The sequence below is a fragment of the Microbacterium sp. HA-8 genome (assembly GCF_046111165.1).
GTDB lineage: Bacteria > Actinomycetota > Actinomycetes > Actinomycetales > Microbacteriaceae > Microbacterium.
In genome coordinates this window covers 667,001-690,200 of sequence record NZ_CP162025.1, presented here as the reverse complement: position 1 = coordinate 690,200, position 23,200 = coordinate 667,001, and the positions used below count along the sequence as shown (strand labels likewise).

General features: G+C 70.1%; 22 protein-coding genes. 6 read left to right on the top strand and 16 right to left on the bottom strand.

From position 1 onward, the window contains the following. The first annotated feature begins 4 nt into the window (after positions 1 to 4). Positions 5 to 574, top strand: coding sequence for a TetR/AcrR family transcriptional regulator (locus tag AB2L57_RS03235; RefSeq protein ID WP_292810823.1), 570 nt, complete (start codon positions 5 to 7; stop codon positions 572 to 574). Next, the gene (locus AB2L57_RS03230; protein ID WP_292810821.1) at positions 571 to 1,161 is read left to right on the top strand and encodes a TetR/AcrR family transcriptional regulator; all 591 of its coding nucleotides are present in this window, start codon (positions 571 to 573) and stop codon (positions 1,159 to 1,161) included. The genes AB2L57_RS03235 and AB2L57_RS03230 overlap by 4 nt, the downstream gene beginning before the upstream one ends. Positions 1,162 to 1,167: 6 nt before the next feature. Here the strand turns inward: AB2L57_RS03230 and AB2L57_RS03225 are convergent, their stop codons facing one another. Further along, on the bottom strand, positions 1,168 to 3,348 hold the full coding sequence (locus AB2L57_RS03225; RefSeq protein WP_409048053.1) for a malate synthase G: 2,181 nt from the start codon (positions 3,346 to 3,348) through the stop codon (positions 1,168 to 1,170). A 59-nt stretch (positions 3,349 to 3,407) separates the two neighbouring features. Between AB2L57_RS03225 and AB2L57_RS03220 the strand changes: the two genes are divergently transcribed. Then, complete coding sequence (locus tag AB2L57_RS03220; RefSeq protein ID WP_292810817.1) at positions 3,408 to 4,175, top strand: IclR family transcriptional regulator; 768 nt, start codon at positions 3,408 to 3,410, stop codon at positions 4,173 to 4,175. 13 nt (positions 4,176 to 4,188) lie between these two features. Here the strand turns inward: AB2L57_RS03220 and AB2L57_RS03215 are convergent, their stop codons facing one another. The 13 genes from AB2L57_RS03215 to AB2L57_RS03155 all read right to left on the bottom strand — a co-directional run bounded on the left by AB2L57_RS03215 (position 4,189) and on the right by AB2L57_RS03155 (position 17,842). Further along, positions 4,189 to 5,121 (bottom strand): diacylglycerol kinase family protein, encoded by a 933-nt coding sequence (locus AB2L57_RS03215; protein WP_292810815.1) that lies wholly within the window; start codon positions 5,119 to 5,121, stop codon positions 4,189 to 4,191. A 481-nt stretch (positions 5,122 to 5,602) separates the two neighbouring features. Continuing rightward, positions 5,603 to 6,976, bottom strand: a complete 1,374-nt coding sequence (locus AB2L57_RS03210) for an NtaA/DmoA family FMN-dependent monooxygenase (protein WP_409048052.1) — start codon at positions 6,974 to 6,976, stop codon at positions 5,603 to 5,605. After that, entirely contained in the window at positions 6,973 to 8,343 is a 1,371-nt protein-coding gene (locus AB2L57_RS03205; RefSeq protein ID WP_292810810.1) for an NtaA/DmoA family FMN-dependent monooxygenase, read from the bottom strand. The genes AB2L57_RS03210 and AB2L57_RS03205 overlap by 4 nt, the downstream gene beginning before the upstream one ends. 40 nt (positions 8,344 to 8,383) lie before the next feature. Further along, positions 8,384 to 9,709 (bottom strand): NtaA/DmoA family FMN-dependent monooxygenase, encoded by a 1,326-nt coding sequence (locus AB2L57_RS03200; protein WP_409048669.1) that lies wholly within the window; start codon positions 9,707 to 9,709, stop codon positions 8,384 to 8,386. Between the two features lie 112 nt (positions 9,710 to 9,821). After that, positions 9,822 to 10,412, bottom strand: coding sequence for a TetR/AcrR family transcriptional regulator (locus tag AB2L57_RS03195; RefSeq protein ID WP_292810806.1), 591 nt, complete (start codon positions 10,410 to 10,412; stop codon positions 9,822 to 9,824). Between the two features lie 47 nt (positions 10,413 to 10,459). After that, entirely contained in the window at positions 10,460 to 11,851 is a 1,392-nt protein-coding gene (locus AB2L57_RS03190) for an NtaA/DmoA family FMN-dependent monooxygenase (protein ID WP_292810804.1), read from the bottom strand. Next, positions 11,848 to 12,885 (bottom strand): adenosine deaminase, encoded by a 1,038-nt coding sequence (gene add / locus AB2L57_RS03185; protein WP_292810803.1) that lies wholly within the window; start codon positions 12,883 to 12,885, stop codon positions 11,848 to 11,850. The genes AB2L57_RS03190 and add overlap by 4 nt, the downstream gene beginning before the upstream one ends. A 72-nt stretch (positions 12,886 to 12,957) precedes the next feature. Further along, positions 12,958 to 14,022, bottom strand: coding sequence for an ABC transporter substrate-binding protein (locus tag AB2L57_RS03180; RefSeq protein WP_292810801.1), 1,065 nt, complete (start codon positions 14,020 to 14,022; stop codon positions 12,958 to 12,960). Between the two features lie 69 nt (positions 14,023 to 14,091). Continuing rightward, positions 14,092 to 14,847 carry an ABC transporter permease gene (locus tag AB2L57_RS03175; protein WP_292810799.1) on the bottom strand — a complete coding sequence of 252 codons (756 nt, stop codon included), beginning with the start codon at positions 14,845 to 14,847 and terminating at the stop codon, positions 14,092 to 14,094. Further along, on the bottom strand, positions 14,844 to 15,602 hold the full coding sequence (locus tag AB2L57_RS03170; protein WP_292810797.1) for an ABC transporter permease: 759 nt from the start codon (positions 15,600 to 15,602) through the stop codon (positions 14,844 to 14,846). The genes AB2L57_RS03175 and AB2L57_RS03170 overlap by 4 nt, the downstream gene beginning before the upstream one ends. Then, positions 15,599 to 16,447 carry an ABC transporter ATP-binding protein gene (locus AB2L57_RS03165; RefSeq protein WP_292810794.1) on the bottom strand — a complete coding sequence of 283 codons (849 nt, stop codon included), beginning with the start codon at positions 16,445 to 16,447 and terminating at the stop codon, positions 15,599 to 15,601. Before AB2L57_RS03165 ends, AB2L57_RS03170 begins: the two co-directional genes overlap by 4 nt. A gap of 189 nt (positions 16,448 to 16,636) precedes the next feature. Next, positions 16,637 to 17,194 carry a flavin reductase family protein gene (locus AB2L57_RS03160; RefSeq protein ID WP_292810792.1) on the bottom strand — a complete coding sequence of 186 codons (558 nt, stop codon included), beginning with the start codon at positions 17,192 to 17,194 and terminating at the stop codon, positions 16,637 to 16,639. 243 nt (positions 17,195 to 17,437) lie between these two features. Continuing rightward, complete coding sequence (locus AB2L57_RS03155; protein ID WP_292810790.1) at positions 17,438 to 17,842, bottom strand: ankyrin repeat domain-containing protein; 405 nt, start codon at positions 17,840 to 17,842, stop codon at positions 17,438 to 17,440. Between the two features lie 98 nt (positions 17,843 to 17,940). On the opposite strand from AB2L57_RS03155, the gene AB2L57_RS03150 reads away from it, so the two are divergent. After that, positions 17,941 to 18,177 (top strand): hypothetical protein, encoded by a 237-nt coding sequence (locus AB2L57_RS03150; RefSeq protein ID WP_409048051.1) that lies wholly within the window; start codon positions 17,941 to 17,943, stop codon positions 18,175 to 18,177. On the opposite strand, the gene AB2L57_RS03145 is transcribed toward AB2L57_RS03150, so the two are convergent. After that, the gene (locus tag AB2L57_RS03145; RefSeq protein WP_292810786.1) at positions 18,178 to 18,621 is read right to left on the bottom strand and encodes a VanZ family protein; all 444 of its coding nucleotides are present in this window, start codon (positions 18,619 to 18,621) and stop codon (positions 18,178 to 18,180) included. A gap of 116 nt (positions 18,622 to 18,737) precedes the next feature. Here AB2L57_RS03145 and AB2L57_RS03140 point away from each other — a divergent pair, with 116 nt between their 5' ends. Together AB2L57_RS03140 and AB2L57_RS03135 are read left to right on the top strand one after the other, a co-directional pair. Next, the gene (locus AB2L57_RS03140; RefSeq protein WP_292810784.1) at positions 18,738 to 20,543 is read left to right on the top strand and encodes a DUF4012 domain-containing protein; all 1,806 of its coding nucleotides are present in this window, start codon (positions 18,738 to 18,740) and stop codon (positions 20,541 to 20,543) included. 100 nt (positions 20,544 to 20,643) lie between these two features. Then, complete coding sequence (locus AB2L57_RS03135; RefSeq protein WP_409048050.1) at positions 20,644 to 22,134, top strand: polysaccharide biosynthesis tyrosine autokinase; 1,491 nt, start codon at positions 20,644 to 20,646, stop codon at positions 22,132 to 22,134. Here AB2L57_RS03135 and AB2L57_RS03130 read toward each other — a convergent pair. Then, positions 22,110 to 23,189: a glycosyltransferase family 4 protein gene (locus AB2L57_RS03130; RefSeq protein WP_292814045.1), complete on the bottom strand. Its 1,080-nt coding sequence runs from the start codon at positions 23,187 to 23,189 to the stop codon at positions 22,110 to 22,112. The genes AB2L57_RS03135 and AB2L57_RS03130 overlap by 25 nt on opposite strands. Between the last annotated feature and the right edge of the window lie 11 nt (positions 23,190 to 23,200).

Sequence of the window (23,200 nt, the reverse complement as noted above, 5' to 3'; positions counted from 1 at the left end):
CGTGATGGCAGAGCCGGTCGACACCGCGACCGCCATCCTCGCCAGCGCCGCGGCGATGCTGCGGGAGCAGACCTTCGACGACATCTCGTACCGTGCCCTCGGCGACGCGGTGGGGGTGTCGGAGCGGACGGTCTACCGCCAGTACCCGACGCGCTCGCATCTCCTGGCCGCTCTCGCGACGTGGGTGGAGCAGACGCACTTCGCGGTGCCCCCGTTCGTGACGATCGAAGAGTTCCGGACAGCCATTCGTGCGCGATTCCGAAGGTTCGATGAAGCCCCCGCGTTCGCCTTCGTCTGCGCGCGCGCGGCAACGATCTCGCCGACCGATGACGTGGAGACCAGCTACCTCACGCGGGCGATCGAGGCGTTGCTCGCGACCCGCGCACCCACGCTCAATGCACGCGATCTCCAGCGGGTCGCCGCGACGCTTCGTTACTTCGCCTCGGCGCAGTTCTGGGCGCGGTGCCGCGCAGGATTCGACATGGACGCCGAAGAGATCGGCGACATCTTCGACGGGACTCTTGATCTCGCGATGGGCGGTCGGCCGTCGCAGACGTGGGTGAGCGCGGGATGATCACACCCGACGACGACCTCGCCGCAGCGCCCGGGGACCTGGGCCGCACGCAGGCGGCGATCCTCGCGGCGTACGCCGAACTCATCGAGGAGATCGGCACCGACGACGTGTCGTTCCGGCTCATCGCGCGGCGCGCAGGAGTCGGCGAGCGCACGGTGTTCCGTAATTACGCCGCACGCATCGATCTGTTGCTGGCGACAGCGGCGTGGCTCGAGCAGAGCGTCTTCGCGCGCGAGCCGATGCGGTCCGTCTTCGATGTGCCGCTCGCGATCCGCGAGGCGATGGAGGCGTATGACCGGCGCCCCGAGCTGGCGCACGTCGTCGCCGAGACTCAGATGCGCGGCGTGAGCGGCGCGGCCCCGTCGCCTCGTCGCGAGCAGCTCGATCAGAGGCTCCGTGGCGAAGTGCCTGATATGTCCACGGCCGAGCGTCGCGCGCTTGTCGCGGCGCTGTCGCATCTCGACTCGGCGGCGACCTGGGTGACCATGCGGCGCGAGTTCGGCATGGACGGCCGCGACATCGCGGATGCCGCCGGGTGGGCGGCCGAAGCGATGCTCGACCCCATCCGCAACCGCGTCACCACCTGATCCCCCTCAGACGCAGGCGACGGATGCTGCAGCTTTCGCCTCTCGACGGCGACGGTGCAGGATCGGCTCGGTGTAGCCGTTCGGCTGCCGGGCCCCCTCGAAGACCAGCTCGGTGGCCGCGGCGAACGCGATACTGCCCTCGAGGTCGTCGCACATCGGTCGGTATGCAGGATCGGCGGCGTTCTGGGCGTCGACGACCGCCGCCATGCGGCGCATGCTCTCTCGCACGACGTCCGCCTCGACGACGCCGTGGTGGAGCCAGTTCGCCAGGAGCTGGCTCGAGATGCGCAGGGTTGCGCGATCCTCCATGAGCCCGACGTCGGAGATGTCGGGCACCTTCGAACACCCGACACCGAGATCGACCCAGCGCACGACGTACCCGAGCAGGGACTGCACGTTGTTCTCGACCTCCCGCCGGCGCTCCTCGGCGCTCCAGGCAGCCGGGTCGCCGACCGGGGGCGTCAACACCCGGTCGAGCGATGCTCGCGGCCTCGTCGAGATCTCCGCCTGCCGGGCTGCGACATCCACCTCGTGATAGTGCACGGCGTGCAGTGTCGCGGCCGTCGGCGAGGGCACCCACGCGGTGCTCGCCCCGGACCGCGGGTGCGCCGCCTTCTGGGCAAGCATGTCGGCCATGAGGTCCGGCATCGCCCACATCCCCTTGCCGATCTGACCGTGTCCGACGAGCCCCGTCGCAAGCCCGACGTCGACGTTGCGGTCCTCGTAGGCGGCGATCCACACCTGGGTCTTCAGCTGCGCCTTGGGCACGACCGGGCCCGCCAGCATCGCCGTGTGGATCTCGTCACCCGAGCGATCCAGGAACCCCGTGTTGATGAAGACGATGCGATCGGCGACCTCGGCGATCACGGCTTCGAGGTTCACGCTCGTGCGCCGCTCCTCGTCCATCACGCCGATCTTGATCGTTCCGACGGGCAGCTCCAGCATCCGCTCGACGGCGATCAGGATGTCGCGCGCCAGCGCCGCCTCGGCGGGGCCGTGCATCTTGGGCTTGACGATGTAGATCGACCCGCGGTCGCCGTTTCGACGCGGGTTCGCCTCGTCTCGGCCCGGAAGCGCGCACAGCGACGTCACGATCGCGTCGAGCAGACCTTCGCCGATCTCTTCACCCCCGGCATCCCTCACGGCGTCCGTCGTCATGAGATGCCCGACGTTGCGTACGAACATCACCGCGCGACCGGGCACCGTCAGCCCCGTCCCGTCCGGCGCGGTGTAGTGGCGGTCATCGGCCAGGGTCCGGGTGATCTCGCGACCACCCTTGGCGAGTCGCTCGGAGAGATCTCCGCGGTTCAGGCCCAGCCAGTTGCGGTACGCCGCGACCTTGTCGGACGCGTCCACGGTCGCGACGGAGTCCTCGAAATCGACGATCGTCGAGAGGGCCGACTCGAGCACGACGTCGGCGATGCCCGCCGGATCGGCGGCGCCGACGATGCTCTGCGGGTCGAAGCGGATGTCGATGTGCAGGCCGTGGTGGCGCAGCAGCACCGCATCGGGGCGATCGGGGTCGCCGATGTACCCGCGCAGCGCACCCGCGTCCGCGAGCCCGGCGTGAGCACCGTCGAGCAGGGACGCCTCGAGCCGGCCGCGCACCACGCGGTAACGGACCGTGTCGCGGTGGCTCCCCGACGCGAGCGGAACCGCACGATCCAGCAGATCACGCACCCACTCGACGACGAGGGCTCCGCGCGCGCCGTCGTAGCCGGGTCCGTCCGCGGCGCCGGGAATCGCGTCGGTGCCGTACAGCGCATCGTAGAGCGAGCCCCAGCGCGCGTTCACGGCGTTCAGCGCATAGCGCGCGTTCGTGACGGGCACGACCAGTTGGGGCCCGGCGAGCACGGCGATCTCGTCATCGACGCCCGTCGTCGTGACGATCGGATCCGTCGCCGGCGCATCGACGAGATACCCGATGCGCCGGAGGAACCAGCGGTAGGCCGCCGGGTCCTCGATCGGACCGGGGTGGGCGCGGTGCCAGTCGTCGACCTCGGACTGCAGGCGATCACGCTCGGCCAGGAGCGCCCGCGTGCGGGGTCCGAACTCCGCGGCGAGGGTCGCGACGCCCTCCCAGAAGGCGCGGGGCGTGAGGCTCGAGTGCGGCAGCGCCTCGTGCTCGATGAACGTGCGCAGTTCGGGCGCGACGCGGATGCCGGCGATGTCGTCGTACTCGGTCACGGCGGATCTCCTCGTTTCGGGGACCCGCCGATCGTCGCAGGCGCATAGGATCGGCGGTGATGACCCGTCCCCCTCAGCCGGACACGGATGCCGGCCGCAGCGCCGTCGACACCGTCATGGCGATCCTCGGCAGCTTCGACGAGCACCACCGCGTCATGGGCGTGCGCGAGATCTCGCGGCGCGCCGGCATCCCGAAGTCATCCGTCCACCGCACGGTCGGGCAGCTGCTGGCCCACGGGGCTCTCGAGCGACGCGGCGCGGGGGTGCAGGTCGGAGTCCGACTGTTCGAGCTCGGCACCCTCGCGCCGACGCAGGCGACCCTGCGCGACGCCGCGCTGCCCTTCGCGCATCACCTCAGCGAGTTCACCCGCCTCACCGTCAATCTCGCGGTGCGCGAGGGCAGCCAGATCGTGTATCTCGAGAAGATCTCCCAGGCCGCGCACCGCATCCCGCACACGCGCCTCGGCGGTCGTGGCGACGTGCACGCCACGGGTCTCGGCAAGGCCCTGCTCGCGTTCAGCCCCGAGCACGAGATCGACGATGTGCTCGCGGCGCCGCTGCGCGCGCTGACCCCCCACACCCTCGTCGATCCCGTCGCCCTGCGCGCCGAGCTCGCCGAGATCCGGGCGCGCCGGGTCGCTTTCGATCTCGAGGAGTCCTCCCCCGGCCTGTTCTGCGTCGCCGCGCCGATCCTGGATGCCGGGGCCCGGCCGATCGCCGCCATCTCGGTCACCGGCGCGACCACCCGCCGCCAGGTCGAGGAGCACGCGGGCTCGCTGCGCACCGCGGCGCTCGCGATCTCACGCGCCGCCGCGGGCGCCCGTTAGGAGGGCGGCGTGCTCACCGCACCCGGATCGCGGCCGGCTGCACCGTCACCGCGAACTCGCGGGTCTCGCCGATCTCTTCGCCGTCGATCTCGAAGGCGCGCACCTCGGGCAGGCTCACGCTGATCTTCTTCGCGCGAGCGTGGGTGACGGCATCCGTGCTCGTGGTCTCGCTCTTGTCGCTGATCAGACGTTTGAGACCGTTGTCCCACACCATGGTCTTGAGCGTGCCCGCCCACTCCCCCAACCCCTCGGCGCTGAGCAGGAGGTAGTCCAGCTCGCCGTCCGAGGGGTCGGCATCGGGCAGCAGGGTCAGACCGCCCTGGAGCGTGCCGCAGTTGGCGATCAGCAGGGTGTGACCCTCTTCGTCGCGGCCCGGCTGGTCATCGGCTGTCAGATGGAACGGAACGATGTCACTCGCCTGCAGCGCGCGGCCGAGGGATTCGACGTAGGCGAGCCACCCCGCCTTGTCTTTGAGGTCGTCGTTGGTCTCGGCGATCATGTGGGCGTCGATGCCGAAGCCGATCATGACGACGAACGCATGGCGCTCCGAGCCGCGCTCGAGCTCGACATCCACCCAGCCGACGTCGACCGGGGTCGCCCCGCCCTCGAACACACGGGCGAGCGCGGCGGAGACGTCGTTGATCGGCACTCCCAGATTGCGGGCGAGCAGGTTGCCGGTGCCCAGCGGCACGATGCCGAGCTCGGCATCCGATGACGCATCGGCGAGCGCCTCGGCGACGGCGCGCACGGTGCCGTCGCCGCCCGCGACGATGACGAGGTCGGCGCCCGCCTCGAGCGCCCGGCGCGTGGCGCCCTGCCCCGGATCCTCGGGGGTCGTCTCCCACCACGAGATCTCGGTTTCGCCGGCCGCGGCTGCGAGACCCTCTTCGAGCACCTGCTTCTCGGTCTTCGACGGGTTCCACACGATCGCGATGTGCGCGCTCATTCGGCCTCTTCCTCTGCCACGTCCGGGCCTGATGCCCACTGCCCACTGCCCACTGCCCATCATGCCTGCCGCGGAGGCCCGCGGGGTACGTCGACGACACCCCTTTCGCCGCGCCCCCGCGCGGCGGAGATTGCGCCCACGCCGGACAAGGGAATGACCGCGAGCGTGCGCGTTCAGTCTGGCGCTGGAATTCATGCGTGCTGGTGCCCGACCAGATCCGTCCGTGAACGTCTCGGCATACACTCTCGACGCCGACCCCGCGCTCGCCTAGCCTGGCGGTGGGGAGGGGCCTTCCACGTCACCGCTGTCCCCAGCAGCGGGTGCCGCCGGTCCCCAACGGGGGCACACGGCGTCCCCTTCTCGTTTACGGGCCCCCTCGGGTCGCACGGTCTCCCCAAGAGAGCGTCCCGAGGGGGTCTCGTGCGGGAGTGCGGGGAATGCGCGGACACGGGCGCCGCGCCGTCGCGGGCGCCCGTCGACGTCAGCGCGCGGCGGCCGCCATCGCGCTCTGCCGGAACGCCGCGCCCGGGTGGGTGTCGGGCAGCCGCACACAGCCCTCGCCGAAGAGATGCTCGCGCAGCGTGGTGCCGGGCAGTTCGTCCTTGATCAGGCCGCGACGACGCAGCTCGGGCATGACCTTGTCGAAGAAGATGTCGTGTCCACCATCGGGGTCGGGCTGCACCAGGAAGCCGTCGGCGTCGGTCTCCTCGATCAGCGCGACCGCCTGATCGACGGCCTGCTCCACGGTTCCGAGGAACGGCTTGCCCATCACGCCGTTCGCGCGGAACTCCTCGATGATCTCGCGCACCGTCGGGGCATCGGGTCCGAGGAACCGCTCGACGTTCGTGCGTCCGTTATCGGTGTTCGCGGCGGCGGCGGGCATCGGCTTGTCGAGATCGAGGGAGAGCAGGTCGATGCCCGTGAAGTAGGCGTAGGTGGTGGCGGCGAACTCCAGCGAGATGCCGGCGATCTGCTCCGCGTGCGCCCGGCGCGCCTCCTCCTCCGTGTCCGCGATGCGGAACGTGCCGGCGATAAGGCACTTGACCGCGTCGCGTCCGCGGCCCTTCTCCTCGGCGCGACGGCGGATGTCGGAGATCTGCTCGGCCAGCGCCTTGGACTCGGCCGCGAGGAACACGGCCTCGGCATATGTCGCGGCAAGCTCCCGCCCCGCGCTCGAGGCTCCCGCCTGGAACAGCGTCGGTGTCACCTGAGGGCTGGGCGGGGTCACGAGCACGCCCCGCGATGAGAAGTACGGGCCATCGTGGACGACCTCCTGGACCTTCCCGGGATCGGCCCAGATGCCGGTGTCGGCATCCTTCACGAGGGCGTCGTCGGCCCAGCATCCCTCCCAGAGCTTCAGCGACAGCTGCACGTGGTCGTCGGCGAGCGCGTACCGGTCATCGTGCGGCATGAGCGGCTCGCCGAACAGCAGGGCGGAGCCCGCCTGCGCGGAACCCGTGACCACGTTCCAGCCCATCCGGCCCTTGGAGAAGTGATCGAGCGAACGGTACTGCCGCGCGACGATCGGCGGCTTCTCGGCCATCGTCGACACCGTCGTGACGAGTCCGAGGGTCGAGGTGGCGGCGGCCAGCGCCGACATGAGCATCTGCGAGTCCACTGTGGAGAACTGCACGTCGCGCTCGATCGCGGTCGGGATCACCGCGCCATCGAGCGTGGGGTACCCGTACGAGTCGGCGAGGAAGAGGAAGTCCGCCCCGGCCGCCTCGCACCGGCGAGCGAGGTCGACCCAGTATTCGAGGTCGGTGAAATTCGGCTCGCCCGCGCGTCCGGGCATTCTCCAGGTGCCGCGGGCGCGGCCGTTCTGGAACATTCCGATGGCCAGCTTCTTCGTCATGCGATGCTCCTGTCTGCGAGGTCTCGGCGGTAAGCCGCGCCCGGGTGTTCGGGTGCAAGATGCGCAGTGCCCGTGCCGAGCAGGCGTTCGCGCAACGTCGTGGCGGCCTGATCGGCGTCGACGAGGCCGCGGGCGCGGAGCACGGGCATCACCAGGTCGATGAAGCTGTCGAATGTGCCCGTGTGATCGGGCTGCACGAGGAATCCGTCGGCGTCGGTGGCGTCGATGACCTGCTGCGCCTGATCGACGACCTGCGCCGCATCGCCGATGAAGGGCGCGCCCATGACACTGTTGCGCTGGAACTCCTCGAGGATCTCGCGCACCGTCGGGGCATCGGGTCCGAGGAAGCGCTCGACGTTCGTGCGCCCCGTCTGCGTGAGAGCGGCCTCGGGGTCGAGCGGCTTGTCGGGATCCATCGACGAGAGATCGAGCCCGGTGAAGAACGCGTACGACGCGGCGGCGTCCTCGAGGGTGCGCGTCGCCGTCTGGCGTTCGCGCAGCGCCCGCGCCTCGCCCTCCGTCTCGGCGACGACGAACGTCCCCGCGATCAGGCACTTGATCGATCGCGGGTCGCGCCCGTACTCTTCGGCGCGGCGGCGGATGTCGGCGATCTGCTCCGTCAGCGCCGGCACTTCGGCGGCGAGGAAGACCGCCTCGGCATACTTCGCCGCCAGGTCGCGTCCCGGACCGGAGGTGCCCGCCTGAAACAGCATCGGCGTGCGCTGGGGCCCGGGCGGGACGGTGAGGATGCCGCGCGAGGAGAAGTGCGGTCCGTCGTGGACGATCTCCCGCACCTTCTGCGGGTCGGCGAAGACGCCCGCCTCACGATCGATCACGAGGCCGTCGGCATCCCAGCATCCCTCCCAGAGCTTCAGCGAGAGGTCGACGTGATCGGCGGCGATCTCGTACCGCAGGTCGTGCTCTGTCATCGGCAGGCCGAACAGGCGCGCCGATGCGTTCTGCCCCGCGCCCGTGACGATGTTCCACCCGATGCGCCCGTTCGTCATGTGGTCGAGCGTGGCCATCTTGCGGGCCACCATCGGCGGCTTCTCGATCGTCGTGGACAGCGTCGTGACGAGACCGAGCTTCTCGGTGACGGCGGCGAGCGCGGGCAGGATCATCGTGGGATCGGCTTTGGGGAACTGCACTCCGCCGCGCAGGGCGACCGCGGGGATGCCGTCGCCGACAACCGGGTAGCCGTAGTCGTCGGCGAAGAAGAGGAAGTCGACTCCCGCCGCCTCGCAGCGCCTGGCCATCGTCAGCCAGTGATCGAGATCGAGGAAGTCCACGGCGGTGTTCTCGGGGAGCTTCCACGCCCCCATGAGTCCCGCGCACTGGAACATGCCGATCTTCCACGGTGCCGTCATCGCGTCGCCTCTCGCGCATACTGAACTGAACAGTTCAAGGCTAGCGACCCTTTGTTACACCCGTGTCACCGACCGGAGAACGCTGGCGCATCGCGGCGGCCAGCCGAAGGTGCTCCCGCAGGGTGGTCCCTTCGTAGCCGACGCGGAAGAGCCCCCGCCGGCGCAGCTCGGGCAGCAGGGTGCGATCCAGGTGGGCGATGTCGTCGCCCCCGAGCAGCGTGAAACCGTCCGCCGCGCGCGCGTCGAGCCACTGCTCCATCTCGTCGGCGACCGTCTGCGGCGTGCCGATCATGGCCGCATGAGGCCCGGCGATCGCCGAGCGCTCGAGGAACTCGCGGTAGGTCGGCCGCCCGTCGTACGCGAGCCGGCGATAGGTGGCGATCCGGCTGCGGCGTGCTCCCAGTCCCTCGATCTGCGCGGGCGAGGGGAAGACATCGGCGGGAATCGGACGATCAGGATCCAGTCCGCGCAGCGCGAGGCCGGGCAGCTCGACGTCCAGATCGGCCAGGATGCTGTCGATCCGGTGGGGTGTGACCGCCGCCGCCCGCGCGGCCCGCCACGCCTCCTGCACGCTCTCGCGCACGTAGAGATGAAGGCCCGGCAGCACCCGGATGTCGTCGCGCTCCCGACCGGCCGCGCGCGCCGCGCCCGCGAGCTGCTGGGAGTACTCGATCGCGAGGCCGAGGTTGGGCGTCGCCGCGAAGACGGCCTCGGCGTTTCGGCCCGCGAAGGCGATCCCATCCGTCGATGCGCCGGCCTGGAAGAGCACCGGCCGCCCCTGCGGCGAGCGCGGGATGTCGAGCCCGCCGCGCACCCGCACGTGATCACCCGCGAAGGCCACGTCGCGGATCCGGTCGACATCCGCGTACACCCCCCGTCCCGCATCGGCGATCACCGCATCCTCGGACCAGCTCTCCCACAGCTGCGTCACGGCGTCGACGGCCTCCTGCGCGTGCCGGTAGCGCTGTTCGGGGGCGGGCAGCTGCGCGATCCCGAATGCCTCAGCCGCGGAGAACCCCGTGACGGCGTTCCAGCCCGCGCGTCCGCGGGAGATCTGCTCGAGAGACGCGAACTGGCGTGCGAGCCCGTAGGGGTAGGTGAAGAGCGTCGAGGCCGTCCCCACCAGGCCGATCCGTGTGGTGTGGGCGGCGATCGCCGCGAGGATCGTGAGCGGCTCGAACGGCGGTTGTGGGTTGCGCGCGAGCGCCGTGCGGTCGAGACCGATGAAATCGACGTAGAACAGCGCATCCAGACCGGCCGCCTCGGCCTCGCGCGCGCGTTCGATGTGGCGCTCGAGCGAGACGACCTCGGGAAGACGGCGATCGGGATCCTCTCGCCAGGATCGGCTCTCACTGATGAACGGCATCGTGCGCACGAAAGACATACGACGGGGCATGGTCCCTCCAGATGAACTGTTCAGTTCACACTAGGCGGCCGATGTTACGCCGGCGTGTCGGGAGCCGGCGCACCCGGTGGGTTCAGCGCGCGGGGAATCCCGCCGCGCCCTCTCGCCGCAGGAGGTCGACGACGGCTGCGCGATACGACGCGCGTACCTGCTCGGGAGACACACCGGCCAGGAGGAGGAACTGGAGTCCCCGCCACAGCGCGATGACCTGCGTGGCCGCGGTGAGTGCGTCCGCGGGCGTGAAGCCCTCACCGAGCAGGGCCGTCTCCACCTCTTCGATCCACTCGCGACCGACGCGCTCCGTGAAGTCCTCCCACTCGTCGGGATCGCGCATCGCGATGCCGAAACGCTGGAAGAACAGGCGCACGTACGGCCTGCTGTCGGGATCGGCGAGATCGTCCCACGCCGTCAGCAGCCGCTCCTCGAGATCGCCCGGCGCGTGCAGGCGCGCGAACATGTCCCGAAGACGGGGGAAGCTCTCGAAGGCCACGAGCGAGGCCTCGTCGATCAGATCCTGCTTCGACCCGAAGTAGTACAGCAGCATCCGATTGTTCGAGCCGATCGCCCGCGCGATCGCGCTGAGGCTCGTATCGATCACCCCGTCGCGCAGAATGAGGTCCACGACCAGACCCATCAGTCGCTGACGCTCCGGTGTGCCCTCCACCCGGCTCATTGTAGAGGGGCGGCGGCGGGCGACCGGCATGCGCGGGATCAGCGCACGGGCAGGGTGGAACGCAGCACGGGATGCGCCGCCCCCAGCCGGTCGTTGGCCGGCGTCTCGGTGAGCCGGGCGCGGAGGGTGTTGCCCGGTGCGCCTTCGCGGAGCCGGCCGCGCTCGCGCAGGATCGGCATCACGAGGTCGCCGAAGTCCGCCAGGTCGTGCGGCTCGAAGACGGGTTCGATGAGGAAGCCGTCGAGGTCCGTCTCGGCGATCAGCTGCTCGATCTGGTCGGCGACCTGCACGGGGTCGCCGACGATGCGGAATCCGCGGGTGCCGCGCCCCCGCAGCTGATCGAGGATCTGGCGCACGGTCGGGGCGTCGTCGCCGAGGAAGCGCTCGATGTTGCTCGTGCCCATCTGTCCGATGGGGCCGCCGGCATCCACCACCTGATGCAGCGTCTTGTCGGGATCCAGCGCCAGCAGGTCGATCCCCGTGTTGCCCGCGTAGAGCGAGGCGACGATCTCATCGGTCTGCAGGGCGTCGAACTCGGCCTCGTAGCGGCGCGCGTCGGCCGCGGTCTCGCCGACGAACACCGTCAGGCCCGACATGAGCTTGAGCGCCTCCGGATCGCGCCCCGCCTCACCGGCGCGCCGGCGGATGTCGGCGACCGCCGCCGCGGTGCGGGCGGGCGTCGTGGCCTGCACGAAGACGCACTCCGCGTTCGCCGCGGCGAATGCGCGGCCGGCGGGCGACGTCCCCGCCTGAAAGAGCACCGGGGTGCGCTGCGGCGAGGGCGGGGCGCCGTAGTATCCCCGCGAGCGGTAGTGGTCTCCGTCGAACTCGACGCGGTGCACGCCCTCGCGGCGGGCGAATATGCCCGCCGAGGGATCACCGACGAACGCGTCGTCGTCCCACGCGGTCTCCCAGAATCGTGCCGCGAGCTCGACGTACTCCCCCGCCATCTCGTACCGGGTGTCGTGGGGCACCATGCCGTCGTGACCGAAGACGTCGGCGATCGCGTTCTGCGACGCACCGGTGACGATGTTCCACCCGATCCGCCCGCGGGTCAGGTGATCGAGCGTGGAGAACCGCCGGGCGAGCTGGACCGGGTGATCGAGCCCGGTCGACTGCGTCACGACGAATCCGAGCCGATCGGTGTGCTGCGCGAGGATCGGGATGAGGTAGTCGGGATCGGCACCGGGGAAGTTGATGCCCTTCTCGACCGCGACCCGCGGCAGGTCGCCGTCGATGAGCGGGTACCCGTACCCGCCCGCGAAGAAGAGGAAGTCGAACCCCGAGTCCTCCAGGATCTTCGCCATGCGGATCCAGTACGCCGGGTCGAGGTAGGAGAGCCCCTCGCTGCGCGGGTGGGCCCAGCTGTACGTGCCGCCGACCTGCGGCCCCATGACCTCGAAGACGCCGAAGTGCAGAGTCTTGCTCATGCGGCGGTGTCCTCGGCGCGCGCCGCGGCGAGCCATGCGTCGATGTCGGCCCTCGCCGTGGCCTTGACGTCCTCGGCCGCCAGCGTCGTCTCGATCGACGTCCAGGCGCACGCGGCGAGCTGCTCGTCGCTCATCCCCAGGCTCGTCCGGCACAGCTCGTACTCGGCGAGGATGTCGGGACCGAACAGGATCGGGTCGTCCGCGTTGATCGAGCAGCGCACACCGGCATCGAGCAGCCGGGTCAGCGGGTGCTCGCCGATCTCGGCGACGACATCCAGCAGCACGTTGGAGGTGGGGCAGACATCGAGGGGGATGCCGCGCTCGGCCAGTTCGGCGACGAGGGCGGGGTCCTCGACCGATCGCACGCCGTGCAGGATGCGATCGGCGCCCAGGACGTCGAGTGCTTCGCGCACGGATTCGGGGCCGACCAGCTCTCCGGCGTGCGGAGTGGCCTGCAGCCCCGCGGCGCGGGCGATCGCGAAGGGCTCGCCGAAGTCGGCGCACGGGAAACCGCGCTCGTCGGCGGCGAGGCCGAGCGAGACGACACCCTCCCCCGCGAAACGGGCGGCGGTGCGCGCGACCTCGATCGCGTTGTCGAGACCCGCGGTGCGGTCGATCGTGGGCATGAAGCCGAACGCGATGCCGTGGGCCGCCGACGCCGAGCGCGCGAGGTCGAGCATCTCGGCGAGGGCCGCATCGAGCGAGCCGTAGCGGGTGGCGTAGAATCGCGGGCTGACGCTCAGCTCGAGGTAGGCGACGCCCTCGGCCGCCTGATCCTCGAAGATCTGATCCATCAGGATTCCCAGGTGGTCGTCGTGGTCCATGGCCGCGAGCAGCCCGCGGTACGTGGAGCTGAAGGCGGTGAATCCGCTGAAGCCGCTCGTGGGCACCGGCTCGATGCCGAGCTTCTCCGACAGCGCCACCAGGGTGGCCGGTCGCATGGCCGCCTCCATGTGCAAGTGCAGGTGCCCCTTCGGCAGGGCCCGCAGGTCACGGGTGGCGGCAGTGGTGGTGAAGGTCTCGGTCAGAGTCATGTCGGTCTCTCTCGCGGTCTCGGTTCGGGAAGCAGGGGCGGGGCCGGGTGATGGTGCCCGGCCCCGCCTCGATCACTCCTGGAGGCTGGCGTGCGCCGCTTCCAGGTAGCTCATGTCGACGTACTCGTTCGGGTCGGGAAGATCGGTGTATCCAGCGGCCTCGAGCCCGGGATACATCACCTCGAGCATGAGCTCGGGATCCATCCAGAAGAGCGGGTCGCCGTACTCGCCCACCACGAGCGGCTGCTGCAGCTCGTTCTCGCGGGTCTGCTGGACGATGTCGAGGCCGAGGTCGGCGCCGAACTCGTCGACCGAGAGCTGAGCGCCGACGGCGAAGTCCTCGCCGTTCTCCTCCCAGCCGCGGATCGACGCCCGCAGGAACGCCTCCATCACATCGCCGTTCTCCTCGACGTACGCGGAGTCGCCGTAGACGATGTTTCCGTACAGGGGCATGCCGAGCTCGGCGTAGAGCGTGACGACGTAGTCGTCGGGCGCGAGGCCGTACTGCTCCTCGAGCATGATGGGCTGGTTGGTCGCGTAGGCGGTGTAGGCGACACCCTGGCCCTCGACCAGGGGCGCGATGTCGAAGCCGACGGGGATGAAGTCGTAGTCGGGCTCGAGGCCCGCGAGCGCGAAGGCCGCGTCGTAGTTGATCTGCGTGCCCTCCTGACCCAGCACCGTCTCACCGACGAGGTCCTCCGCCGAGTAGACGGGGTTCTCGGCCAGCGAGACGAGGGCGCCGGGGCTCTCCTGGAACAGCGCCCCGACGGCGGTCCAGTCGTTGCCGTCGGCGAAGGTCTGCAGCCACTGCTGGGTGCTGGGCACGATTCCGAGGTCGGCGTCGCCGGCCGCGACCGTCGCCATGGTGGTCGGGGCGTTGGGCCCACCGCCGATCCACTCGATCTCCAGCCCCTCCTCGGCGTAGTAGCCCTCGGCGTCGGCGATCCAGAAGCCCGCCCACTCGACGTTCTTGATCCAGCCGAGCGAGACCCGCACGGTGGTCAGGTCATCGGCAACCTCGGTGGATTCGGCATCCCCCGCCCCACCGGCGCAGCCGGCGAGCGCGAGCGAGGTGACGAGGGCGAGAGAGGATGCTGTCAGCAGCCGGGTGCGGCCGCGTGCGCTGATGGTGGGCATGGGACTCCTTGGATGGGTGGGGTGGGGGTGGGGGTGGGTGGTGCGAGGCGGATCGGGAAGGGATCAGGATCAGGTCACGCGGGCGTCGACGCGACGCTCGAGGGCGCGCGCACCGACGAAGACGAGGACCGACGCGACGGTGGCCACAAGAGCGGTGCCCCACGCGCGTTCCATGTCCATATAGCTGCGTGAGTGCGAGAACAGGGCACCCAGCCCGTCGGTGCCCATCAGGAATTCGGCGAGCATCGCGGCGAGCACGGCGCTGGGCGCGGTGATGCGCACGGAGATCATGAGGTTGGGCAGGGCGTGCAGCACGCCGAGTCGGCCGAGGACCTGCAGCTTGTTCGCGCCCATCACCCGGAAGAGGTCTCGTCCCGCATCGGGGATGGACGCGAGCCCTGACAGGGTGAACACGAAGGCCGGGAAGAAGCAGATCAATGCGGTCGAGGTGATGACCGCCGCGTCGCCGTACCCGACGACGCGGGCGATGATCGGGATCATCGCGGTGATCGGCACGGAACGGATCACGAGGGCCGTGGGGGTCACGACTCCCGAGAGCGCCGCCGACCACCACACCGCGATGCCGGCGACGAACCCGATGAGCGTTCCGCCGATGAGGCCACCCAGCGAGACACCGAGTGTGTACATGAGCGAGGGGAGGTAGTCGCCGAAGCCCGCCGTGACATCGGAGATGACCGACCACGGACGCGGGGCGACGGTGGAGGTGTAATCGTTGGCCACGATCCACAGATCCCAGGCGATCAGGATGAGGGCGATCGGCCACAGGTGCAGCAGACCGATTCCGAACGAGCGCAGACGGTTCACGCGAACCTCCGAACGGCCAGTCGCTGCAGCTGCACGAAGACGAGGTAGGCCGCGAGCGACATGATCGTCGCGGCGAGCGCCGCCGCCCAGAGCAGGGCCATCTGATAGTTCTGCATGGCGCTCACGAGCACGAGCCCGAGTCCCATCGGAGCGCCGAACCACTCGCCGATCGTCGCGCCGAGGACGGCGGCGGGGGCGGCGAGGGTGAGACCGTCGAAGAAGGCGGGCACGGCCTGGGGAAGCTCGAGCCGCGCGAGTCGCTGCACCCGACCCGAGCCGAGCACGGTGAAGACGTCCTCGTGCGCGGTACTCGTCTGCGCGAAGCCCGAGGTCATCGTGACGAACATGACGAATCCGACGCTGAGCGCCGCGATCACCATGGGAGTGTCCTCCCGTCCGACCGTCGTGATCAGCAGCGGCGCGAGAGCGATCGTGGGCACCGCGTGCAGGATGGCCGCGAATCGGTCGAACCCGGGCCTGAGCAGCGGAACCACGAGCGCGAGGGCCGCTCCGATGACCGCCACCGCGACGCCCAGGACGAATCCCTGCGCGGCGGCGGCGAGGGTGACGAGGCTGTTGCGCCAGACCAGGCTCGCGCCGGCGGGCGTCGCGACGTACTGGAGGACGTCCGTGAGAGGCGGCCATGCCCGGCCGGCGAGCTGGAACTGCCCGATGAGTTCGGCGGCGAGAATCAGCAGCACACTGCCGATCACGCCGTAGACGACCTTCATCGACGCGCGGGGGGCGGCCTTCACGCCGCGGCGCCTTCGCTGGCATCGAGCAGCGACGTCAACTCGTCCACGAGCGTGTGGAACTCCGGTGAGCGCGTCGTCTCGGCGCCGCGCGGACGCGGGAAGTCGATGTTCTTGACCTCGCGGACCTGCCCGGGGCGGCCCGTCATGACGAAGATGCGGTCGGCCAGGATGAGGGCCTCGTCGACGTCGTGCGTGACGAGGATCGAGGTGATCTTCTCCTCGCCCCAGATACGCGCAAGCTCGGCGTTCATGCGCCGGCGGGTCACGGCATCGAGGGCGCCGAACGGCTCGTCGAGAAGCAGAAGATCAGGGCTGAGCACGAGGGCGCGTGCGATCGACACGCGCTGCCGCATGCCGCCCGACAGCTGCTTGGGGCGCGCCTTCTCGAATCCGGTGAGGCCGACCAGTTCGATCAGGCCGTCCACGCGAGCATCGTCGACCTTGCGTCCGGCGACCTTGTAGGGCAGCGCGATGTTGGATCGGACGGACGCCCAGGGCAGCAAGGCATGCTCCTGGAAGGCGACGCCGAGACGGTGCTGCTTCGCGAGCTGCCGAGGATCCGCGCCGAAGACCTCCACGGTTCCGCTCGTGGCCTCGTCGAGACCGGCGGCGAGGCGGAGCACGGTCGACTTTCCGCATCCGGAGGGACCGATGATGGCGACGAACTCGCCCTCCTCGATCTCGATGTCGACCTTCGCAAGCGCCTGCAGCTGCTTGCCGCGTCCGAGCGAGAAGACCTTGTCGGCGCCCCGAATGGAGACCGCCGTGCGCAGACCCGGGTCGCTCGCGACGCCCGGCGACCCGGTGGTCGCGGTGGGTGCGGTGAGTGTTGCAGCAGACGCCATCGGAGGGCTCCGTTTCGGTCGGGCGGTCCTTGTCTCGATCACCCGGACGCTTGCTGCTCCACCCGAGTGAATTGGTTAGTTCAACCGTAGGAACGTCCTGTTTCGCCCACGTGACGTGATCATGCGCACCGTGTTACGTTCTCGGCGCCGTCTCGCCCGCACGCGCGCACAGCCCTGTGCGCGCGGACCTCAGAGGCCGGTCAGCTGGTGGAATCGCTGCTGCTGGTACACCAGCGGCACGGTGTCGTGATCCACGCTCATGCCGTGCACCTGCATCACGATGATCCGGTGGTCTCCTGCCGGTGTCGTCGAGACGATCTCGCACTCCAACCACATCGTGGATCCGTCGATGAACAGCGCCCCGGCATCCGTCGTCGTCACGGCCAGCCCGGCGAAGCGGTCGCGACTGCGGCTGGCCAGCTGCATGCACGCGTCGGCGTGATCGGCACCCAGGATGCTGACCCCGATGCGCTGCGCGCCCTCGAGCACCGGCCAGGTCGTCGAGGAGTTCTGCACCGAGAACATCACCATGGCCGGGCTGTACGACACCCCCACGGAGAAGGAGGAGGCCACCATTCCGACGGGGGCGCCGTCGACGGTCGCGCAGATCGCGGCCACGCCGGAGGGGAAGCGTCCGAACGCCCCGCGCACGTGGGCGGGTTCGGCGCTGACGGGAGAGAGCGCCCGTGCGAGGGCGGGAACCATGGCGAGATCGACGTCGCGCTCGAGGTCGGAGATGAGGGTCATAGGTCGGCTCCTTCTGCGGGGGCCGCCCAGGGAGGGCGGCTCTGGCGAGCCCGTCGGAGAAGCCACGAGAACACGAGCCGCGCAGCTTGCACCCCGACCGGGTGAAGATGCCCCCGAGGTGTTGTGTCTCGGATGGGTTGCACAGCGGCTCACGCTGCCCCACCAGTATGCGTCGACGCGTGTTGCTCGCCGGTGACACCGATGTAACAGGTTCGTTGCGCCGCCCCTCTCGTGCCCCCGGACTCAGGCCGAGTGGTCCTCCAGCGCGGCCACCATCTCGGGCATGCCGAACTGCACCGCGATCTCGGCCGCCGTGTGCGAACCGCGGTCGGGGTCGGCGCCGGCGTCGAGCAGCGCCCGCAGCACCGGCTCGTCGCGACGGAAGACCGCGCACGCCACAGCCGTCTGACCGGCGCTGTTGACGACGTCGACATCGGCGCCGCGGCGCAGCAGCTCGGCGACGGTCTCGGCCTGCTGGGCGTATGTCGCGACGATCAGCAGCGTGTCGCCCCGCGCATTGCGCGTGTCGATCGGCACCCCCGCGTCGATCATCTCGCCGAGGGGGCCGGTGCGACCCTCTCGCGCGAGCGCGAAGGTGCCCTCGACGACCTCTTCGCTCAGGTGCGCCCCGGGATTCGTGTCGGTCATCGCCCCACCTCTCTCGGGTTCCCATTGTGCCCGAGCGGGAGTAGGCTCCCCACATCCACACGGTCGTGGGTGACGTACTGGGGTTTGGGGAAGCCGCCATGGTGGGATTCATCGTCGACGCCGGGCACGCGCTGGGGAGCGCAGCCGGTCACACCAGCAGGGCCGCAGCGCCCTTCGAGCCGAGCCGAGGCTCGCCGGTGAGCAGGATGCTGTGGGGAGTGACGCTCGAGCACTGCGCGGAGTGCGGGGTCGAGGTCGCCCCCGCCGACGCGTACCGCTCGTCGGTGCGTGCGGTGTACTGCTCCATCGAGCATGCGACGCGGGATCTCGAGTGATCAGCGTCGCCGCGGACGTGTGATGTAGGCGGCGATCAGGATGCCGAGGGCCGCCCCCGTGGTGTTGGCCACGACATCGAGCAGGCTCGCCGTGCGGCCGTCGCCGAGCGACTGCCACGCCTCGATGGTGACCGTCACCACGATCGCGGCGGGCAGCACGAGATACCGTGAACGCCGCAGAGCGAGGGCTGCCAGCAGGCCGAACGGCACGAACAGCGCCACGTTGGCGGCGAACTCGAGCCGGTTGTAGGTCAGCCCGGGGATCCGATCGATGAACCAGCCGACCAGCGGCGCAGCCGGCGCGTCCACGTGCGTGGGCCAGAGCGCGATCAGCGCGAGCGCCACGGCGTACGCCGCGAACAGCATCCACGCGTGTCGCGAGGTCCACGGCCCGCCCAGGCCCCGAGCCGCGCCCGGGCGCGGTGCGGGTGCGTCCGTGGGCAAGCGGTCCTCCGTGGGCGGTCGGGTGCGCCCGATCCGGGCGACGCGCGATGACGAAGGCACCGGTGCCCCAGTCGGTTTCCGTGATCCTAGCCCAGCATCTCGCTTAGGGTGAGACGGTGACTTCGCAGGCCGCTTCCTCGCGTCGCGCGAGGCGCGGCGGGTCGCGCGCGCGCAGAGCCCGCGCCGGACGCATCACCGCGATCACCCTCGGCACCCTCCTCATCGCCGCCATCGCCACCACCGCCTGGATCGCCTCCCGCGCCCTGGCAGCCACCGAACACCTCACCACCGCACAGACCCTCGCCGGCGACATCCAGAACACCCTCACCACCGACCCCACCGCAGCCACCACCACCGCCACACGCCTCACCGAGCACACCGCCGCCGCCCGCGCCGCCACCGACGACCCCCTCTACACCACCGCCACCCACCTGCCCTGGATCGGCCCCCAGCTCCACGCTCTCGCCACCATCACCACCGCCCTCGACGACCTCACCGGCACCGGCCTCACCCCCCTCCTCGACGTCGCCGCGAACCTCGACGTCTCGGCCTTCGCCCCCCGGGACGGCCGCATCGACCTCGAACCCCTCACCCGGATGCAGGACCCCGCCGCGACCGCGGCCACCGCCGCCGCTGAGGCCGCAGCATCCCTGCACACCCTCGACACGACCACCCTCATCGGCGCGCTCGCCGCCCCCGTCACCCAGGCCCAGACGCTGCTCGACACCGTCGCCGACGGCACCGACGCCCTGCACCGCGCCACCGTTCTGCTGCCCCGCGTCCTCGGCCAGAACGAACCCCGCGACTACCTCATCCTGTTCCAGAACAACGCCGAATGGCGCTCCCTCGGCGGCATCCCCGGCGCCGTCGTCGTCGTCCACACCGACAACGGCACCCTCACCCTCACCGGGCAGGACACCGCCGGCAACCTGCCGCAGCCGCCGCAGTCGATCCTGCCCCTGCCCGCGGACGTCCAGAGCCTCTACGGCGACGACCCCGGCAGGTTCATGCACAACGTCACCCAGGTGCCCGACTTCACCGTCTCGGCGCAGCTCGCCCGCGAGATCTGGTACCAGGGACACGGCCAGCAGGTCGACGGCGTCATCGCCCTCGACCCCGTCGCCCTCTCCTATCTGCTCGCCGCGACAGGACCCGTCACCCTGCCCACCGGCGACGTCCTCACGAGCGAGAACGCCGTGCAGCTGCTGCTCAACGAGGTCTACTACCGCTACGCTGCGCCCGCGGCTCAGGACGCGTTCTTCGCGCAGGCCGCCGTCGCCATCTTCGACGCCCTCACCACCTCGGCCATCCAGCCCACCGCCCTGCTCGAGGCGCTCGCGCGGGCCGGCGCCGAAGACAGGCTGCTCGTCTGGAACGCGCGCGAGGACGACCAGGACGTGCTCGCGGGCACCACGCTGCAGGGCGCCCTGCCCGTCACCGATGACGAGTCGACGAGATTCGGCGTCTACGTCAACGACGGCACCGGCTCCAAGATGGACTACTACGCGCGCCTCGAGACCGCGACCGGCTGGTGCAGCGTCGACGAGGGCACCGCCACCGCCGCCCTCCGCGTCACCCTGCGCAGCGAAGCACCCCCCGACGCCGCCACCGCACTGCCCGGCTACATCACCGGGGGCGGGTACTTCGCGCCCGCGGGCCTCATCCGCACCTACACCTATATCTATCTGCCGCGGGGTTCGACCCTCGTCGCCGAGGCTGCGTCGCCAGGCACCGTCGGCCCGGGAACGCACGACGGGCTGCAGGTCATCACCTGGGTCACCGACCTGCAGCCCGGCGAGTCCGGGACCTTCGACATCGTCGTGCAGACTCCCCTCACACCCTCCCTCGAGGTCGTGCGCACGCCGACCCTCTTCGCCACGCAGACGCAGGATGCCGGTGCGAGCTGCAGCATCGCTCCCTGACACCAGCCGGGCTGGCATCGACATCCACCCGCTGTGGCACTATGGACGCACACGACCCGCCATCGCCGGCGAGCGTGCGACTCTGGGGGGAGCTCGGTCGATGGGCCTGCGTGACTTCCTGCGCGTCGTTCGCAAGAACGTGTGGATCATCGTGGCTCTCGTGGCGGCATCCCTCATCGCCGCGGTCGTGTTCTCGGCGCTGCGGACGCCACTCTACGAAGCCAAGGCGACGGTCTTCGTCTCGTCTCAGGCCGGAGGCACCATCGCCGAGGTGCAGCAGGGATCCAGCTTCACGCAGAGCCGCGTGACGACCTACACTCGCCTGGTCACGACCCCCAGCGTGCTCCAGCCCGTGATCGACGAGCTCGACCTCGACACCACTCCCGCGCAGCTCGCCGAGAACATCACGGCCAACAACCCTCTCAACACCTCGCTCATCGAGATCCAGGTGCGCGACCCCGACGCCGCCGATGCCGCGGTCATCGCCGACGCGCTCGGCGACAGCCTGCGCAACACCGTGCAGCGTATCGAGACGCCGCTCGATAGGTCCACGTCCCCCGTGCGGCTGACCCAGGTCGAGAGCGCGAGCGTTCCGATCGCCCCCGTCGTGCCGAACGTGCCCCTCAACGTCGGGCTCGCCCTGGTCATCGGCCTCGCTCTCGCCGCGGCAGCCGTCGTCGCGCGCGAGAGCCTGGACACACGAGTGCGGCGACCCTCCGACATCCAGCGGGTGACCGCCATACCGATCGTGGGGTCCATCCCCTTCGATCCGGCCGCGAAGAAGCACCCGCTTGTCCGCCACGACGACCGGCTCAGCCGGCGGGCGGAGTCCTTTCGCACGCTCCGGACGAACCTGCAGTACCTCGAGCTCTTCGACGGCCCGACGACATTCGTCATCACCAGCAGCGTTCCCGGCGAAGGCAAGACCTCGAGCGGCATCAACATCGCCAGAGCCCTTGCCGACGTCGGGACCCACACCCTGCTCGTCGACGCCGACCTGCGGCGCCCGAAGACGGATGTCTATCTCGGCATCGAGGGTGGCCTCGGGCTGACCGACGTCCTCATCGGGCGAGCCCGCGTGGAGGATGTCGTCATCGACATGGCACCGCGCGGCTTCTCGGTCCTGCCCGCCGGCCGGATTCCCCCGAACCCCAGCGAGCTGCTGAGTTCCCCGCGGATGAAGCAGCTCATCGCACAGCTCTCGCTCGCCTACGACGTCGTCATCATCGACGCACCGCCGCTCCTGCCCGTCTCGGACGCCGCCGTCCTCGCGAAGCAGACGCGAGGAGCGCTCGTGCTCGTGGGCGCCGGTCGCGTGACGCGCAACCAGCTGCAGGAGTCGCTCGAGGGACTGCGCGCGGTCGGCGCCACCGTCGCGGGCGTCGTCCTCTCGATGGCCCCCACTCGCGGACCCGATGCCTACGGCTACGGCTACGGCTCCTACGGCACGTACAGCGCCTCGGTGCCCGATACCGGTTGGTCCGTCTCCCACGCCGCTGCGGAGGCGTCGGCGGGAGTGGCGGGCGCTGCCAGGACGGAGTCAACGGCAGGTCGTGAGGGCACGCCTCACCGCGAAGCGCCCTTCTCGTAGCCTGCGGCCTCGAAGAACCGGCAGATCGCGTCCTCCCACACCGGGAGAGAGTGAGCCTCCGCCCAGGCACGTGGGCGACCGCTAGACGAGCTGGCAACAAGCTCGTCCAGCTCTGTGCGCCACCGGGCGGCGTCGGCGCCTGATTCGACAAGTCGCCCTCCCGCGGCGAGGACGCCGTCATCCACGCCCGCATCGCGGGAGGCAAGCGTCGGAACCCCGAATGCGGCCGCCTCGAGGATGGTCGTCGGGAGCCCCTCCCTCGCCGCGGACGCCGAGGTGACCAGCAGCACATCCGCAGCGGAATACACCGCCGACAGCTCTTCGACGTGCCCCAAGATCGTGACACTCGGAATCGTTCGTGCGGACACCTCAAGGGCGGGCAGCGCGACACCTGAGCCTGCCATCACCACGTGTCCCCACCAGTCCCGCGCGATGTCCACCGCAAGCCCTGGCCGCTTCGCCGGGTGCATACGACCGACCCATACCGCGACCGGTCGGTCATCATCGATTCCGAGCTGCCTTCGCGCCTCCGCACGTCGACGTGCCGAAGGCACATCCATCCTGGTCGTATCGACGCCGTTCTCCAGAACGCTCAACCCGTTCGTGCGTCCGGTGCGGGCGATGACATCGTCGGCCACGCCTGCGGCGACCGCGCTGATGGCCCGGACATGCGAGGCAGCGCGTCTGTACGCCATGCCCAGCACGATCTGAGCGACGCCCCGTTCCATCCGGCCGTGCTCAGTCCAGACAACCGGCGCGAACCGCGAGAGCGCGCGAGTCATCCCGATCTGCTCTCGCTTGAACTGCAGATGAATGACGTCAGGCCGGACAGCCCGCACTGCACTGAGAACTCGCCGTCGCTCCGCCGGCAGCTGGATCCATGCCCACGGAAGCGTCCGTCGTGACCATTTGTCACCTAGCCCCACGTCGATGCGCGCACCTTCGAACCCCGGCACCCGTCCGATCAAGACGACCTCGTGCCCACGCCTCACGAGAGCATCTGCGGCGCGCTGCAGGTACAGCTCCGCTCCGCCATAGGTCTCGCTCGCGCACACAAGCGCTACGC

What these genes read in the sequence shown, in the direction of transcription:
- AB2L57_RS03215 (WP_292810815.1), bottom strand. Translation starts at nt 5,121, where the DNA reads ATGAGCGCGCACATCGCGATCGTGTGGAACCCGTCGAAGACCGAGAAG.
- AB2L57_RS03160 (WP_292810792.1), bottom strand. Translation starts at nt 17,194, where the DNA reads ATGACCCTCATCTCCGACCTCGAGCGCGACGTCGATCTCGCCATGGTT.
- AB2L57_RS03155 (WP_292810790.1), bottom strand. Translation starts at nt 17,842, where the DNA reads ATGACCGACACGAATCCCGGGGCGCACCTGAGCGAAGAGGTCGTCGAG.
- add (WP_292810803.1), bottom strand. Translation starts at nt 12,885, where the DNA reads ATGACTCTGACCGAGACCTTCACCACCACTGCCGCCACCCGTGACCTG.
- AB2L57_RS03135 (WP_409048050.1), top strand. Translation starts at nt 20,644, where the DNA reads ATGGGCCTGCGTGACTTCCTGCGCGTCGTTCGCAAGAACGTGTGGATC.
- AB2L57_RS03220 (WP_292810817.1), top strand. Translation starts at nt 3,408, where the DNA reads ATGACCCGTCCCCCTCAGCCGGACACGGATGCCGGCCGCAGCGCCGTC.
- AB2L57_RS03205 (WP_292810810.1), bottom strand. Translation starts at nt 8,343, where the DNA reads ATGACGGCACCGTGGAAGATCGGCATGTTCCAGTGCGCGGGACTCATG.
- AB2L57_RS03150 (WP_409048051.1), top strand. Translation starts at nt 17,941, where the DNA reads ATGGTGGGATTCATCGTCGACGCCGGGCACGCGCTGGGGAGCGCAGCC.
- AB2L57_RS03180 (WP_292810801.1), bottom strand. Translation starts at nt 14,022, where the DNA reads ATGCCCACCATCAGCGCACGCGGCCGCACCCGGCTGCTGACAGCATCC.
- AB2L57_RS03165 (WP_292810794.1), bottom strand. Translation starts at nt 16,447, where the DNA reads ATGGCGTCTGCTGCAACACTCACCGCACCCACCGCGACCACCGGGTCG.
- AB2L57_RS03210 (WP_409048052.1), bottom strand. Translation starts at nt 6,976, where the DNA reads ATGACGAAGAAGCTGGCCATCGGAATGTTCCAGAACGGCCGCGCCCGC.
- AB2L57_RS03200 (WP_409048669.1), bottom strand. Translation starts at nt 9,709, where the DNA reads ATGCCGTTCATCAGTGAGAGCCGATCCTGGCGAGAGGATCCCGATCGC.
- AB2L57_RS03230 (WP_292810821.1), top strand. Translation starts at nt 571, where the DNA reads ATGATCACACCCGACGACGACCTCGCCGCAGCGCCCGGGGACCTGGGC.
- AB2L57_RS03190 (WP_292810804.1), bottom strand. Translation starts at nt 11,851, where the DNA reads ATGAGCAAGACTCTGCACTTCGGCGTCTTCGAGGTCATGGGGCCGCAG.
- AB2L57_RS03235 (WP_292810823.1), top strand. Translation starts at nt 5, where the DNA reads ATGGCAGAGCCGGTCGACACCGCGACCGCCATCCTCGCCAGCGCCGCG.